Source organism: Mycoplasmatota bacterium (assembly GCA_018394295.1).
GTDB lineage: Bacteria > Bacillota_I > Bacilli_A > Haloplasmatales > Haloplasmataceae > JAENYC01.
On sequence record CP074573.1, the window covers coordinates 2,772,352 to 2,788,402 of the forward strand.

The following is a 16,051-nucleotide window of genomic DNA, read 5'->3' on the forward strand; positions in this document are numbered from 1 at the left end:
AAGTTCTAAAGACAACTCATGAAATAGTTCTGCTGCTTTTTCATTCATACAACCACGCTCTTAAACTTTTTTACAGCTGGACCTAATACATTAGCATAAAATATTTGTTCATTATAAGGACCATAAATTTTGACTCTATAAGCATGATGTAAAGTCTTAGTTCTCTTCTTTAAGAATGTTGTTTCTTCTTCAAACTTAATAAAGTTAGAACCCTTTTGTAACAGAACAACATAATCTCCATTAAACGGGTTGCATTCTTCAGCTAATCGTTTACAGTTTTTTAATAATATATTTCTAACGTCTTCACGAGCTCCAAACCGTTTCTCGCCTATGACATTTTCCACTTTCTTAATAACTTCTGACATATTTAACAATTTAATCCCCACCTAACATGTTTATTTATTTAGTGGCATATGATATAATAGAATTGGGTACGACAAAAGACGTACTAAATGTTTGAGTACTTGGGGTGTTTGGTCACTTTCCCAATTTTACTTTACTTTAAAGAATCCTACTGCCAATAGGGTTCTTTTTCATTTAGATACATACTCACGAATATATTTACTGTTTGATTCATATTTCTTTAACTTTCTATCGTTTCTAATCTTGTCAAACTTATTATGTTTTCTAGGTTTAGTTCTTTTTTTATAAGGCATCTAAGACACCAACTTCCTGATGTAGTTGATACCTTTTTGATAGACTAGTGTTTTAAAGCTAATTTTTACTTCATCATCTTTCGTATATTTTTGTTCAATTACTCTAAAATAGCCTGCATCTACATACTTTTGATATGGTATATTGTCTTTCATAAGTATTTTTTTATTTCTAAGTAATTCAAATAATTTATTTCTACCTAGTCCTTTAATTCCTAAAACCTTAGCTACATCACCTAATGAAACTGCTGTTTTGCTACTTGCTACAGCATCGAAAAATTCTACTTTAGGTTTCATTGTTTCAATCTGTTTGGTTTTATCATCAATTATTCTTTGAGCAACTACCAAAGCATTAGCAACAATTTGTTCCGGTGTAAGATTTTCTTGATTTGCTATGTAGCCACCGTTTTTACGAATGGATGGAAGTACTTCTGATGTTACCCATTTTCTGAAATGTTTAGCTTGAGGTTTATCACTTCTTAAAATTAAAGTATAAAGACCAGATTCATTTACAACATTTGTTTCACCTTGACGCCCTATGTTTAACATAGACCGTTCGTCTTCATCTAGTCTTTGTATGGCTTGTGTGGTATTTTTGATGTCAAGAATACTACATACATCTTTAGCAACAAACCATGGTTCGTTATTATTTTCAATTACTCTTACTTCTCCAAATTGGTTATTTTTAAATACTTTTAACTCCAAGTAATATCCCTCCTTTCTTTCATTATTTGATTGGACATATTGATGTGTATAATCGTCCACTATCTTCATACCACTTGATTCTTCGACCATTATCTATATATTCAGGACCTTTAGGCTCACTTGATGGTACTGTTGGTAGTGACTCAAACAGTTTTTCCGCGCCTAACGGTAACTGTCTAGGACCAAGTGGTGTATTAACTGTTTTTCTTTTGCTAGTCATGGTTTAACCTCACTTTCTTATATAATTTTTTCTAATGGTATGTTTAATATCTTTGATATTTTGATTGCTGTTTGACCCCTAGGTTTTCTGTTTCCATTTTCATATTGACATACTGTATTTGATTTAACACCTAATAAGTCCGCCAACTGTCCTTGAGTCATTTCCAACTGTTGTCTTTTCTTAATCATCATTTCGTTTTTTTTATTCATCTGTTCACCTCCGAACTAACAATAGTTTTTAACTTTGATGATTTGTAATATTAAGTCACATAATGTATAAAATAATATCGCTTAGATTATTTCTTCACATTATGTAATCATCAATCTCACGTAACGTGATGTGTGTAACCTTATGATACTTCACAAAACGTGCATTGTCAATGGTTTATTTGCACTTTTTGTGAATTTTTTTATATTTTTACCTTTGTACTCACGTAATGTGATATAATTTTTATAGACATATTTGTAGAAGTTGGTGATTTTATGTTACAGCAAAATTTAAAAAAGCTAAGAGGAACTAAAGGTATTACTCAAAAACAACTAGCTGAGTTTTTAAATATTTCATCTAGTACTATTGCTATGTATGAATCAGGAAAAAGAGATCCTGATACAGGTACTCTTAAAAAACTAGCTAATTTTTTCGATGTATCTACAGACTACCTATTAGGCAACGACATAAAGAAAAAACGTTCCACCGAAGCTGAGGACTTCGAGCAGAACGTTAAGAAAATAGATGATAATATTAATATTGTGTTTAGTGATCAAGCTGGTCTTGATGATAATGATGTTGAGGAGATTAAAAGATTTATTGAGTTTGTAAAAAGTAAAAAGAAATAAATAATTTAGGAGGGATTTATTATGTTTGTCATGAACTATTATTTAAAGGAGGAAAACTATGAGTATAAGGGGTAAATATCAAACTGTTAATTTGAATAATATTGTTGTTTATGATAAAAATCCAAGAATTTTTGAAGCCGAAAGTGAAAATGAAGCTATTATAAACATTATGTATGATAATGAAGACAAAATTTATAATTTAGCAGATTCTATTCTTCAAAATGGACTAAGTCCACTAGATATAATAGGCGTATTCAAAGAGGGTAATAAATATATAGCGCAAGAAGGTAATAGACGAATTACCGCCATAAAAATTATGAAAAATCCTAGTCTTATAAAAAGTGAATATCCAAAACATTATGCAAAATTTAATAAATTAACTGAAGATATAAACTTGTCTTTTTTAGATAATGTTTATGTATATATAGTTGATAGCAAAAAAGATTTAGATTATTGGATGGAAAATAAACACTTAGGAGAGAACCAAGGAAGAGGAATGGTCCGTTGGTCTACAGAACAAATTGAGCGGCATAAACAAAATACTGGAAAACCAACTCGTACAAAAGACTTTTTAGATAATCTTATTGCCAAAAAAATAATAACATCACAAGAAGCTTTCGATGACATGAATTATACTTTTTGGCAAAGAATATTAGGTACAATCGGTCGTAGAGAATTAGGAATATCACTCAAGAACCAAAAGTACTCCATTGCTGATGAAGAATTATTGAAAAGTAAAATACACTTAGTTATAGATGAATTAAAGGGCTCCAAAGTAAAAAGAATTTATCGAAACGATGATATACAAGTTTTTTTCGATGAAATTAACTCTAAGATAGAAAAAAATGAGCCTACCCCAAAAAAAGGCACTAAAAATCCCCCACCTGACAAAGGTCCTAATACAGATAATCCTACATCGACTCCCCCAAAATCTCCTCCAGGTAAAAATCCAACGTCTGATGAAGAGGAGCAAAAACCAAAGAAAAAATTAAAGGTACCAAGAAATCGTACATCAAATAGAGATAACTTAATTCCTTATTACATAACGTTTCATTGTGACTATACAAAGATCAATAACATTATTGATGAACTCAAAAAGCTAAAGTTAAATGATTCACCATACTCTATTGCAATTACCTTTAGAACTTTTATAGAATTATCCTTACGTTATCTATCTGAGAATCATCCTACATATAACTTTCAGGATAAAAATTTAGCAGCAACTTTAAAAGATGCATCTAGAATAATTTTCGGTGGTGAACATAATACAAAAAACAATAAGAAAATAAACTCAAGCATAAGTACAGCAATTAAAAAAGATAATAATATAGACATTTTAAATGGATTGGTTCATGATATGATTATTCAAGTTAATAGAATAGTATTGGTTGATTTTTATAATACATTAGAGCCTTTATTTAAACATATTTATAAATAACTATGGCCAAATATATCATTCTTTGATATACTTGTTTTAGGTGATTAATATGAGTAGATTTATTTCTCCACTCAGATATCCAGGTGGAAAAGGGAAAATGTATAGGATTATTAAACGGATAATAATAAATAATCAATTAACTAACCATATATATACTGAACCGTTTGCGGGAGGATCTGCCATAGGCTTAAAATTACTATATGATGAAGTGGTAAACAGGATAGTTATTAATGACTTTGACAAATCTATCTATGCTTTTTGGTACTCTGTATTGTACAATAGTGAAAAATTAGTACAATTAATTGAAGAGACACCCGTTACTTTAAATGAATGGTTCAAACAAAAAGATATACAAAAAAATAAGTCCATCGTTGAAGATTTACTAATATTAGGATTTTCTACTCTATTCTTAAATCGAACTAACCGGTCAGGTGTAATTAACGGTGGACCTATTGGCGGAAAACACCAAAGCGGAAATTATTTAATAGATTGTAGATTTAACAAAACTGATATTATTAGAAGAATACATAGAATTACATTATTACGAGACCGAATAGAATTATATAACCTTAATGCAACTGATTTATTAAACTTATTGGAAACTAGAAATGAAGATTATTTTATTAATATGGACCCTCCTTACTATGTTAAGGGTAAACAACTATATATGAATTTTTTCACACATGAAGATCATATTAACTTAAGAGATAAAATTCATAACTCTAGGTATCCATGGATTATTACATATGATAATGTAACAGAAATTTCAAACATGTATGATGAATTCAATATAATTGAATACTGTTTAACTTATACTGCTGGTAACGTCAGAGAAGGCAAAGAAATACTGATACATAATAACACTTTAGAAATTAATGATAATATTTTTATTGAAGGTACTTTATAAGTACCTTTTATTTATTCTTAATGCAAAATATTAGTCCATTTATTACATATATTCTGTAACAAACCGTGCTACAATAAACTTACCTAAACGACTTGCACCCAAAAAATAAATTTGGGAGTGGTAGTATGTGTTATGAGGATTTTGTAAATACTATTTTATTAGACAGAGGAATTAATTCAATCGAACAACTAAATATTGAATGTTTGGCTGCTGCATTCAATATCAATGTCTATTATTGGAACTGTAAGACATTTTTATTAACCGATGAAGATGTTACTATTGCAATTAATATTAACAAAGACAAGGTAGAACAATATGAAGAATTTCTTCATGAATTAGGACACTATATACTTTACCAGAACCACATCAAGTTGATTACAGATTTAGGAGAATGGAAATACATCGAAGGTAAAGTTAATCAATTAGTACCTTACATAGCTATACCAAAATTTGCTATGAAAGAAGCTCTTGACCAGGAATCAATTTATGAAGTATCATCAATATTTAAGATATCCACAGCCTTTGTGGAAAAACGACTTACGCTATTCAAAAACAAAATATTAAAAGCTATAGGATTTTAGGTGATATTATGAAGATAGCAATTTATGCACGTGTATCCACCGAACAGCAGATAGAAAACTATAGCATTCCATTACAACGAGAAAGAATGATTGCTTTATGTAAATCAAAAGGTTGGGATGACATTACTGAATATATCGATCCTGGTTATTCTGGAAGTAATTTAAATCGTCCTAGACTAAATAAGTTATTAAGTGATATAAGTCACATTGATGTAGTTGTTGTATATAAGTTAGATCGCTTATCTAGGTCACAAAAGGATACATTGTATCTTATAGAGGATTGTTTCTTGAAGAATAATGTTGAATTTATTTCATTATCAGAAACTCTGGATACTTCAACACCATTTGGAAAAGCGATGATAGGAATACTATCAGTATTCGCTCAGCTAGAAAGAGAGACGATTACAGAACGCTTAAGAAGCGGTAGGCATAAAATGACTAAAGAGTTAGGCTATTGGTCAGGCGGAACTGATGCTAGCCCTACAGGATACATCAGAATGAAAAGAGGACAACTTAAAGTTAATCCTGAAGAAGCCGAACTTGTAAAACGGATTTTTCATGAATATTTAGCTCTTCAGTCCGTGACAAAGATTCAAAAAAAATTCAAAGAAGAAGGACTTCCTGTATGGCGTTTCAATCGATATGTTCGCATACTTAAGAACAGATTATATATTGGGGAGGTAACCTTTGGTGGAGAACCATTTAAAGGTTCTCACAAGGTACTTATTGACGAAGGCACTTTTAATCAGGTGCAACTAATAATGTCGAAACACAAAGGAAATAACCACGGTAAAATCAAGGATATGTATCTGAGTCAAAAGATAGTTTGCTGGCATTGTGGCGAAAATTATCAATCTTACTCGACTGGTAGCAAAGTTAAGTATAGGTATTATATCTGCAGAAAACGCAGGTTTCCTCGTGAATACGATTCTAAGTGTAATAATAAAACATGGAAAAAGGAAGTTCTTGAAGAACAGATTTTCACTTTGATTGAAAATTTTACTACTAAAAACTTGATTAAGAAAAAAAAGCATATCAATTACGATAAGCTTATAGAAGATGTTGACAAAAAATTAAGAAAGACTTTAGATCTTTACATTGAAGGAACAATCCAAAAAGTACAATTGGATCAGAAAGTAGCAGAGCTTAATCATGAGAAAGAAGAACTATTTAAACGTAAAAAAAATGATAAGGATAACACCAATCAAAAAGCCTTAAACTTGTTGAATCAGAAAATTAACATTAGAGAAGCAAGCAAGGACGAAAAGCTTGCAATTATAAACACATTAATTGACAAGATATACATAGATAATGACGAAATTAAAGTTGTATGGAATGTTTAGGTTTTCATTTCCTGCACCACATACGGCATAAATCAACAAATCTTTCTTATATTTATAAGCATCAAGACATCTTTTTGATGCTAATTTCTGTATTTCCGACAAATATATTACTTTATTTAGACAAATAATGTCATTAAATTCATTTATAACTTGTTTTCGACATATTTTTCGATAAGAAGAACTCTTGCCAAAAATCAAACATTTTCGACAGTAAACTCCAAGTTGATCCTTAAAAAATCCCTCTTGGTCAATATTTCCACATCTTTGACAAATAAATTTATTATTCTCCTTAATAACAGAAAAAACATTACTTTCGACATCTTTCGTATACTCAACCAACAAAAAAATCACCCGATTATATATACGACAAAAAAGCAAAAAATTCTACTCCAAAACGTAAAGGACAAGTAAAAATTTATTATTTACTAAATTAATATTTTTAGATGAAATATATGATATAATTTGTCAAAATTAGTTATGATTAAATGACGGAGAAAAATGGAAAACAGATATTCTTTTATTTTGGGCATTTAGGCCTTTGGTATTTTCTTTTGTCAATTTTACTAATATCGATCCATCAGATTTGATTATAATAACAATTATTTATATGTTTATTCTAGCTATATTTATTAGTCTTAAGATTATTTTGGGAATTGTAGAAATAATTGAAACTAATATATTACATAAAAGCTAATTTTTCAAGATATTATATATAATAATTCTTTAATAATCGATGACTTAAACTTTTTTGCTATTCTTATCATGGAACATGGAATATTATAATTTGATATGGAATTAAAAATTCAAATGTACATAACTTAAAAATTGAATTTTTCATCTTTTTTAATACTATAAATCATAAATATTATCGATAATAGTAAGTAATTTAATTAACTTATTATTAACCCTATGCTACTTTTTCCTACAAATTCCTCCTCATTTTAACGTCTTCAAGATATGTAAATGAGAATATTACTTCATTTATAACAATATCTAACTGGGTTAATGAAAAAACATTATACTCAACAGATAAAACGTAAAAAAATCCTACTACAAAAGTAGTAGGATAATATAAAAGCAATTAAATTATTACACCAATAATTTTTACACCATTTTCTTCTAAGTACTTTATAGTATTATATGCATCAGATCTTTCTGAGATATCAAGTGTTTCACTATCTAAAAATATTTCGTTATCATGTTCTTTTGATGTAAAGGCTCCGTTATCGAACATAGTACTTAAAATACTTATATCAGAAATTCTATTACTCTCAACATCTAAATATGTCAGACTAACCAAGTTTTTTAAAGCATTTATATCACTTATTTGATTAATATTCAAATGTAATTCTGTTAAATTTGTTAAATCACTTAATGCTGTTATATCACTTATTTGATTTTTACCTAAATGTAATATTGTTAAATTTGTTAAATTACTTAATGGTGTTATATCACTTATTTGATTACTACCTAAATATAATTTTGTTAAATTTGATAAATTACTTAATGGTGTTATATCACTTATTTGATTTATACTTAAATGTAATTCTGTTAGATTTGTTAAATTACTTAATGCTGTTATATCACTTATTTGATTAATTCTTAAATCTAATTCTGTTAAATTAGTTAAATTACTCAATGCTGTTATATCACTGATATTACATTCTAAAATCAAATCTGTTAAATTAGTTAAATTACTTAATGCTGTTATATCTCTTACTGGATTATTACTAAAAGTTAATTCTGTTAGATTTGTTAAATTACTTAACGCTGTTACATCACTTACTTGATTAAAATCAAAACGCAATTTTTTTAGATTTGTTAAATTGCTTAATGCTGTTATGTCACTTATTTGGTTACTTTCTAAATGTTATACTTTCAATTTTGTTAAATTATTCAAAACTGTTATATCACTGATTTGATCACTTTCTATATATAATTCAGTTAAATTTGTTAAATTACTCAATGCTGTTATATCACTAGTTTGATTACTATCTAAATGTAATACTTTTAATCTTGTTAAATTATTCAATGTTGTTATATCACTGATTTGATCACTTTCTATATATAATTCAGTTAAATTTGTTAAATTACTCAATGCTGTTATATCACTGATTTGATTACCATCTAATCTTAATTCAGTTAGATTTGTTAAATTGCTCAATGCTGTTATATTAATTATTCCGTTAATCTGTAAATGTAATTTTGAGAGATTTGAGAATTGTTCAATCCCTGATAAATCTGTAATCTGACTATTTTTAATATCTAGTGAAGTTATACTTTCACAATCTTTTGGATATATTGGACCAGTTGGTTTTCCAATCGTATTTCTAATTATTTGTTCAAAATTAGAATCAACAAAGGTTACTTCTAAATGACTACTACTACAACAAGTTAATGTCAAAAGAACTATTACATATAAAACCATAAATTTTACTAAATTTTTCATATTTTCCTCCCCTATTTTGTAAAGGTAGTGTAAAAGTTTTTCTTAAACCCTATACAAAACCTTATATATATATTATTTTTTATTATATAATGAGTTCCCCCCCTGTGTTTGGGAGGTTTCTCGTTATATTTTTTTAACCCTTTATATACAAAAAGATAGATACACCTGATATAATTTAATCACCACAAAAAAACTATAAGGAGTATCTATCATGGTTAAAATTATATCAGTTCTTTCAGTATTTTTAAAGTATTTAAACAAACTACTTTATAAATTTATTCTTTTTCTAGATTCACACATTATTTCTACACCTAGTTCTAAGTCATCTGGCACTTATTATGAACCTTTTAGGAAGTTCACTGTTGATGGTGAACCTATTATTCAGAAGGTTGAAAAGCTAGATTATCAAGAATTGCTTAATGTGTATTTTTTAAAGTACAATAAGCATCTCAAACCAGTTACTAGACGAAGGCCATCAAAACTTGATTTCAAAGGAAATTGCCCTATTTGTGGTGCTCCTCATGATTACATCTATGAAAATAATATTAAATCAAAACAGTTACTTTGTAAGGTATGTAGTCATACATTTACCTTGAATAATGATTTTCTTGAAAAGATTATTTTAAAATGTCCTCATTGTTCAAAGAACCTTGAAAGAATTAAAGACCGTAATAGTTATATTATTTATAAATGTAGACATAAGAAATGTTCCTTTTATTTAGATAAATTAAAGAAATTAACACCAGATCAATTAAAACAATTCAAAAAGAAACCAGGTAAATTTAAACTTCATTATATCTATCGTGCTTTCGATATTAACTTTGATTCCCTAGAACGTGACTCTATGTCTAATTTAAATATGAAGGTTGATTTAGCCAATATCAGACATTCTAAGCATACTCTAGGCTTAATCTTAACGTATTACGTTAACTACGGTTTGTCGAGTAGGAAAACTGCAGCTATCATGTATGATATTCACCAAGTTAAGATTTCCCATCAAACCGTGATGAATTATGCAAATAGTGTTTCTACAATGATTCGTCCCTTACTTGAAAATTACCCATATGATTTATCATCTGACCTTTGTGGGGATGAAACATATGTTAGGGTTAAGGGGAAGAAGCATTATATCTTCTTCTTCTCAGATAAAATTAAAAAGATTATTACTTCTTATCAAGTTTTTAGTAAACGTGATACTTTTTCAGCAGTCGTTTCACTATATCAAACATTCAAAAAATACACTGAACTACCTAAGAATTTGAAAGTAGTTGTGGATGGTAATCCTATTTACAACGTTGCATGGTCATACTTTAAAAGCATGAACATAAATTTCGATTTATTTCAAGTTATAGGACTCACTAATAACACGAAAACAGACAAGGATTACCGTCCATTTAAACAAGTAACTGAGCGTTTAAATAGAACTTTCAAAGACGATTATATCCAAATGAACGGATTTGGTAATATCAAGAGCGCTAATGCTTATATGGTCTTGTTTACAACGTTTTTTAACTTTCTAAGACCACATAAATCGTTAGGTTATAACCCACCTGTTAAATTAGAAGAGTTTGAGGATTTACCTCATATGCCAAGCAAATGGCTTTCTCTAATAGATATGAGTTACTCTTATATAAACTAATTTTTAACTAAGGAGTATCTCTATATAAGCGTATTTAAATATGCCTTTTTTATTTGCATATAATGATATAGTAAGATAAAACTGAGTATTGTAATCTAACATACTACAATTCCAGTTTTTTTTATTTTGGGTCATAGAGTTATCATGAGTTTTCATAATTTATTTGACACTACCTTTGTAAAAAATGTCAATATTATATATAAACGTAATCACTTAATTATAGCATATTAATTAAATAAACAAATTGTTTTCACCATTAATTTCCTTAATCACTTTCACAACACAAAATTTAATATATACTGTACACTGCATACTTTTTTATTTATTCAAAATCAAATAATTTTTTTAAGATATTTTAAATAATAAAAATCTACTAAGAATCAATTTTAGTAGTGTAATTTAGAAAAAGGTTTAGACAAAACTGTCTAAACCTTAACATGTTGTTATACTATTTTTACATATGCTATTTGACTAAAGATCCTTTTATTCTTCAATTATAAAATATCCAACTGATACAACACCATTCCCAACATGTGCACCAATTACTGATGGAAGTGGTAAAATTAAGAAGTTTTCAAGATCTGTAATTCTTTTTAGTTCTTCCTTAAACTTCGCTAGAAGCTCCATATCAAATCCATGACATACAGTATATTGTACTTTCTTACAATCTTTAGTTGCTTCTATTACGTGATTTACAATCGTTTCCATTGTTCTTTTAGTCGTACGAATTTTTTCAGTTCCAATGATTCGACCCTCATCATCAAATTCTAAAACTGGTTTTATTTTAAGTAAACTTCCTAAAAATCCAGCTGCATTTGATAAACGACCATTTTTGATTAAGTATTTTAAATCATCTACCATGAAATATATATGCAAATTATCTCGTAAATGTTCTACATAAGTTATAATTTCTTCGACCGATGTATTTTCTTTGGTTAATCGTGCAGCTTCAAGTGCCATAAATCCTAAATGGACTGCAGTTGCTTTCGTATCAACAACTTTAAAATTAATCCCCTCTATTAAATCAATAGAGCCAACAATAGAATTATAAGTACTACTAATTCCTTTTGATATTGGTAAATAAATAATATCTGTATAACCTTGACGTTTAATTTCCTCACAAATTTCGATGGTTTGTCCAATCGATGGTTGTGAAGTTGAAGGAATAACATCCTCTTCGACAATTCTTCTGAAAAACTCATCATTTGTAATATCAACACCATCAACATACTCTTCCGAACCGAATATCACTGTATGTGGTAAAACAAAAATATTATCATAGGTATGATTAGAGTATTGTACTGAAGAGGTCGTGTCTGTCAAAATTGCAATTTTATTATCCATAATTTTTCCACCTTTATTTTTATTCTAAAACGAAATAACCTAAAGCAACAATTCCACTTCCTACATGCGCACCTATTACTGATGGAAGTATACTCTCAATAACATCTTCTAAATCAATATATTGAGCCACCTGAGCTTTAAATTCTTCAATTAATGTTTGATTATGACCGTAAGAAATAAAATATTGTACTTTTTTATAACTTTTAGTCTCTTCTAAAATCTTTTGAATAATGTGATTCATTGCTTTTTTGGTCGTTCTAATCTTTTCAATTCCAATAATTTCACCAATATCATTAAATGTCAAAATTGGTTTTATTTTTAAAACACTACCAATAAATCCAGCTGCGTTTGATAATCTTCCATTTTTTATTAAATATTTTAAATCATCTACCATAAAATAAGGTTTATAGTGTGTAGAAAGATACTCACTGTAAGTTAATACTTCAGAAACACTCTTATTATCTTTTACTAATCTAGCTGCTTCTAAAACAATAAAACCTAAAATAATCGCAGTACTTCTTGTATCTACGATATGAACATTAATTCCATCAACAATGTCCCGAATAGAAAATAAAGATTGATAAACCCCGCTTAATCCTTTAGAAATTGGAAAGTGAATAATATCTGTATAACCCTCATCTTTTAACTTCTCATATAAGTCAAGTGTTTCACCTAATGACGGTTGAGAGGTTGAAGGGATAATATCTTCTGTTTCTATACGTTGGTAAAATTCCTCAACTGTAATTGTTTTCCCATCAATATATTCCTTGTTACCAAAATATATTGGCATTCTAACCATAAATATGTTATCATACTCATCGTAATTTAAATAATCTAAAGACGATGAACTATCTGTAACAATCGCTATTTTCTCCTTTGCCATTTTATAACCCACCTATCAATATGTTAGTTTATATTAAACTTTCTATTTAATTTTATCAATAAATCTATTAATTGTATAGTCCTTTTTTAAATTTTAACTATTTTATTTGAACTTCAAATAATCTATTCCTTGATTTAATTCCTTAATATTTTTATAATATAAAGTAGGTGATAATATGTATCTAACAATAAAAGAAAATGGAGAAAATGAGATAATTATTAATAAATCTCGTTTTATTTGTTCGATTTATCGAGCAAATACTGAAGCTGAAGCAATGTCCTTCATTAAAAGAATTAAAAAAATTAATTATAATGCGACTCATAATTGTTCAGCTTACATAGTAGGAGAAAATGGTATTCATCAAAAAGCAAATGATGATGGAGAACCTAGTGGCACTGCAGGGATTCCTATGCTTGAAGTATTGCGAAAGAACCATTTAACAGATACCGTATGTGTTGTAACTCGTTATTTTGGTGGTACCAAATTAGGAGCAGGTGGTTTAATCAGAGCCTATGGCCAAGCTGTAAGTCAAGTAATTAATAAAATAGGGATTATCGAAAAAAGGAAAATGCGATTAATTGAAGTAGAAGCTGATTACGCACAAATTGGATTACTTGATTCTAAATTTACTCAATATTTACTCATTAATAAAGTGTTTCTTGAAAAAGTATATTATACTTATCAAATTGATTTAAATCAGGTTCAACTATTTATTGATTATTTGGTAGATCTCACTAAAAATAATATTTCATATCAACTAAAAGATATCACAATGTGTGAGGTTATCTACGAAAAACATTAAATATATTTATTTCTTTTAAGCTTTTTTTACTAAATATTTTAACTTCGTCGAATTCCCACCTCTTAAATGTCTAACAGATTTATTATATTCTAATAATGCTCGTACTTTCTCATATAATCCAAAATCAATTTCATAGAGCCTTTCAGTTAAATCCTTATGAATTGTACTTTTTGAAACCCCATATATTGAAGCAATACTTCTAACGGTTCCTTGATTTTTCAGGATGCTTTTCGCTACAGTTAATACTCTAGCCCCTATTTTTTCATTCATATTATTCCTCCCGTAATTAGTCTTTATTTAAATATATTTAAACAACACTTAAAATATACAAAAAATAAAAAAAGCCTTTAAATTTTTATTTAAAGGCTTTATTTATTGTCTTATTCATTATCGAACTCACTAATTTTAGTACCAATCAATTCATTAGGATTTAAATTGATGTTTCCTAACAACACTTCAAAGTGCACATGTATCCCAGAATCTTGATCATAATTATTAGCTCCTGCTTTTCCTAATAAATCACCTTGTTCTACTTGATCTCCGACAGCTACATTTACTGTTGCTAAACTATGATAAACTGATTTAATACCATATAAATGTTCTACTTCAACTAGATATCCAACTAATGCATCTTGTCTAACTTTTGTGACTGTTCCTGTTAATGTTACTAAAACATTAAAATCTGTTTCTTTATCTACTGTATAATTTACACCATTATTAATAAAGAAAATATTGTCAACTTGAATAATTGATGATAATTGTTCATCTAATGTAGCTTCTGCATCGTAGAAATTACGTGCGATTTCTGGGTTTTCAGCATCTAGTGGTAATTTAAAAACTTCATCTTCAACTAGATTAGTATCTTGATTATTTTGTTCTGTAGTTACCGTAGTTTGTGTACCTACTGGTTCTACATCATCTTTCTTTGAATTATTCAACTGAGATAGTACGAAGAAAGCTCCTAAAATTAATGCTAAGAAAATGATAAATGAAAATGATTGGAATTTTTTAAAAACAACATCTACGATTTTGTTTTTCACTGTTCTCACCTCGTTTTTAGTATTAACAGTGAATTTCCAATTATTCATCAAATTTAGCAAATTCTGTTTATTTTTTCTTAGATTTTACCATTTTTAGAAAATTCTAGTTATAGAGTTATGCCTAGCAAACTTCTAAAACAATCCATCAACATAATTATAAAATCTCCAGTTACTTTCGTGATAATAATTATCATAAAAAAATAGAACATTTTAATCTCTGTGGTATGATTCTTTTTAAATATTTTACTAATATCAATTACTATAATGACTTTATAAACAATTGGTAGCAAAGATAAATAAATACATAATTCTAATAGTTGATATATACTCATATTACCATTCTCCTAATAATATAATTCACTTTTCTAAATTATATCATACAATAGAATAAAAAAAGAAAGAAAATCGGATAATACATTCAAATAAATAAAAATAGGCCAAATTGGCCTATTTTGGGAGTTGAAAATATGATATATTAACCTTCTAAATATGTATCCTTACATGCAATTTTTACAAAACAACCATCAACTAATTTTATATTTAGTTGAACCCAGGGGTAAAAAATACTTTTTGAATTTATAGTATTATAAGGCAATTCATAATTATTTCTAATTTTGAATACCGACTCGACAATTACATCTCCCTTTTTATCCACAGAGATGGAATCGATTAAAGATTCTTCCCATTTCCCTAAACATTTAATCCCAATAAACTCTTCACAACTAATAGTTTTTATATTATTATCCTTTTCTAACACTTTAATTATTATGTTATCCCCATCTAATTTAAGTTCACTTAACAATAAGTCCCCCCAAGAAAAGTTGTTAATCTTATGTTTATATATCATCTTATTACCTCTCATAATAACATTCATATATTATTTAAATAAAACTCCCTCAATAATTATCCTATTAGAGAGCATCTGGAATAGGATTATCTGGTGTTTCTATTTCAGGTTCAGTAGGTACGTTTGAGTCAGAACTACTTGATGTTGAATAAGGCATTGGTACGGGATCTATAACTACAACTCCATCATCAACTGCTTTACCTTTATTTCCTAAACACACTGCGACCATAACTACAACAAATGCCACTAAAAATATACTCTTTATTTTTTTCATATTATACTCCTCCTTGTTTCTATATGTATATTTTACTACACATTATACTAGAATAGGTGAAATTTATAAAAAGTATATATTTCTGTCTCA

21 protein-coding genes are annotated in these 16,051 nt (G+C 28.1%); 7 read left to right on the forward strand and 14 right to left on the reverse strand.

Going from position 1 to position 16,051, the window contains the following annotated elements; translation table 11 throughout:
- Window positions 1-44 precede the first annotated feature (44 nt).
- The 4 genes from KHQ81_13035 to KHQ81_13050 form a co-directional block, all read right to left on the reverse strand.
- On the reverse strand, window positions 45-374 hold the full coding sequence (locus KHQ81_13035) for a hypothetical protein (GenBank protein QVK17758.1): 330 nt from the start codon (window positions 372-374) through the stop codon (window positions 45-47).
- Between the two features lie 282 nt (window positions 375-656).
- Window positions 657-1,358, reverse strand: coding sequence for a phage antirepressor (locus KHQ81_13040; GenBank protein ID QVK17759.1), 702 nt, complete (start codon window positions 1,356-1,358; stop codon window positions 657-659).
- A gap of 22 nt (window positions 1,359-1,380) precedes the next feature.
- A complete protein-coding gene (locus KHQ81_13045; GenBank protein ID QVK17760.1) occupies window positions 1,381-1,578 on the reverse strand; it encodes a hypothetical protein in 198 nt (65 codons plus the stop codon).
- A gap of 17 nt (window positions 1,579-1,595) precedes the next feature.
- Window positions 1,596-1,787 (reverse strand): helix-turn-helix transcriptional regulator, encoded by a 192-nt coding sequence (locus tag KHQ81_13050; protein QVK17761.1) that lies wholly within the window; start codon window positions 1,785-1,787, stop codon window positions 1,596-1,598.
- A gap of 273 nt (window positions 1,788-2,060) precedes the next feature.
- Here KHQ81_13050 and KHQ81_13055 point away from each other — a divergent pair, with 273 nt between their 5' ends.
- The 5 genes from KHQ81_13055 to KHQ81_13075 all read left to right on the forward strand — a co-directional run bounded on the left by KHQ81_13055 (window position 2,061) and on the right by KHQ81_13075 (window position 6,683).
- Window positions 2,061-2,414, forward strand: coding sequence for a helix-turn-helix transcriptional regulator (locus KHQ81_13055; GenBank protein ID QVK17762.1), 354 nt, complete (start codon window positions 2,061-2,063; stop codon window positions 2,412-2,414).
- Between the two features lie 58 nt (window positions 2,415-2,472).
- Window positions 2,473-3,852: a hypothetical protein gene (locus KHQ81_13060; GenBank protein ID QVK17763.1), complete on the forward strand. Its 1,380-nt coding sequence runs from the start codon at window positions 2,473-2,475 to the stop codon at window positions 3,850-3,852.
- Between the two features lie 49 nt (window positions 3,853-3,901).
- On the forward strand, window positions 3,902-4,759 hold the full coding sequence (locus tag KHQ81_13065) for a DNA adenine methylase (protein QVK17764.1): 858 nt from the start codon (window positions 3,902-3,904) through the stop codon (window positions 4,757-4,759).
- A 125-nt stretch (window positions 4,760-4,884) separates the two neighbouring features.
- Entirely contained in the window at window positions 4,885-5,340 is a 456-nt protein-coding gene (locus tag KHQ81_13070; GenBank protein QVK17765.1) for an ImmA/IrrE family metallo-endopeptidase, read from the forward strand.
- 5 nt (window positions 5,341-5,345) lie between these two features.
- Window positions 5,346-6,683, forward strand: coding sequence for a recombinase family protein (locus tag KHQ81_13075; GenBank protein ID QVK19640.1), 1,338 nt, complete (start codon window positions 5,346-5,348; stop codon window positions 6,681-6,683).
- Here the strand turns inward: KHQ81_13075 and KHQ81_13080 are convergent.
- The 3 genes from KHQ81_13080 to KHQ81_13090 form a co-directional block, all read right to left on the reverse strand.
- Window positions 6,627-7,025 (reverse strand): hypothetical protein, encoded by a 399-nt coding sequence (locus KHQ81_13080; GenBank protein QVK17766.1) that lies wholly within the window; start codon window positions 7,023-7,025, stop codon window positions 6,627-6,629. The two genes, KHQ81_13075 and KHQ81_13080, sit on opposite strands and share 57 nt — an antisense overlap.
- A 739-nt stretch (window positions 7,026-7,764) precedes the next feature.
- The gene (locus tag KHQ81_13085; GenBank protein QVK17767.1) at window positions 7,765-8,490 is read right to left on the reverse strand and encodes a leucine-rich repeat domain-containing protein; all 726 of its coding nucleotides are present in this window, start codon (window positions 8,488-8,490) and stop codon (window positions 7,765-7,767) included.
- A gap of 63 nt (window positions 8,491-8,553) precedes the next feature.
- The gene (locus KHQ81_13090; protein ID QVK17768.1) at window positions 8,554-9,132 is read right to left on the reverse strand and encodes a leucine-rich repeat domain-containing protein; all 579 of its coding nucleotides are present in this window, start codon (window positions 9,130-9,132) and stop codon (window positions 8,554-8,556) included.
- 211 nt (window positions 9,133-9,343) lie between these two features.
- Between KHQ81_13090 and KHQ81_13095 the strand changes: the two genes are divergently transcribed.
- Window positions 9,344-10,771 carry a DDE-type integrase/transposase/recombinase gene (locus KHQ81_13095; GenBank protein ID QVK17769.1) on the forward strand — a complete coding sequence of 476 codons (1,428 nt, stop codon included), beginning with the start codon at window positions 9,344-9,346 and terminating at the stop codon, window positions 10,769-10,771.
- A 483-nt stretch (window positions 10,772-11,254) separates the two neighbouring features.
- Here KHQ81_13095 and KHQ81_13100 read toward each other — a convergent pair whose 3' ends face one another.
- Both KHQ81_13100 and KHQ81_13105 read right to left on the reverse strand, forming a co-directional pair.
- On the reverse strand, window positions 11,255-12,118 hold the full coding sequence (locus tag KHQ81_13100) for a DegV family protein (protein ID QVK19641.1): 864 nt from the start codon (window positions 12,116-12,118) through the stop codon (window positions 11,255-11,257).
- Window positions 12,119-12,134: 16 nt separating this feature from the next.
- Window positions 12,135-12,998: a DegV family protein gene (locus KHQ81_13105; protein ID QVK17770.1), complete on the reverse strand. Its 864-nt coding sequence runs from the start codon at window positions 12,996-12,998 to the stop codon at window positions 12,135-12,137.
- A gap of 175 nt (window positions 12,999-13,173) precedes the next feature.
- Here KHQ81_13105 and KHQ81_13110 point away from each other — a divergent pair, with 175 nt between their 5' ends.
- Complete coding sequence (locus KHQ81_13110; protein QVK17771.1) at window positions 13,174-13,800, forward strand: YigZ family protein; 627 nt, start codon at window positions 13,174-13,176, stop codon at window positions 13,798-13,800.
- Window positions 13,801-13,815: 15 nt separating this feature from the next.
- Here KHQ81_13110 and KHQ81_13115 read toward each other — a convergent pair whose 3' ends face one another.
- The 5 genes from KHQ81_13115 to KHQ81_13135 form a co-directional block, all read right to left on the reverse strand.
- On the reverse strand, window positions 13,816-14,070 hold the full coding sequence (locus KHQ81_13115; GenBank protein ID QVK17772.1) for a sporulation transcriptional regulator SpoIIID: 255 nt from the start codon (window positions 14,068-14,070) through the stop codon (window positions 13,816-13,818).
- Window positions 14,071-14,180: 110 nt separating this feature from the next.
- Window positions 14,181-14,840, reverse strand: a complete 660-nt coding sequence (locus KHQ81_13120) for a M23 family metallopeptidase (protein ID QVK17773.1) — start codon at window positions 14,838-14,840, stop codon at window positions 14,181-14,183.
- Between the two features lie 107 nt (window positions 14,841-14,947).
- On the reverse strand, window positions 14,948-15,172 hold the full coding sequence (locus tag KHQ81_13125; protein ID QVK17774.1) for a DUF1146 family protein: 225 nt from the start codon (window positions 15,170-15,172) through the stop codon (window positions 14,948-14,950).
- 143 nt (window positions 15,173-15,315) lie between these two features.
- Complete coding sequence (locus KHQ81_13130) at window positions 15,316-15,687, reverse strand: hypothetical protein (GenBank protein QVK17775.1); 372 nt, start codon at window positions 15,685-15,687, stop codon at window positions 15,316-15,318.
- 64 nt (window positions 15,688-15,751) lie between these two features.
- Window positions 15,752-15,961, reverse strand: coding sequence for a hypothetical protein (locus KHQ81_13135; protein ID QVK17776.1), 210 nt, complete (start codon window positions 15,959-15,961; stop codon window positions 15,752-15,754).
- Between the last annotated feature and the right edge of the window lie 90 nt (window positions 15,962-16,051).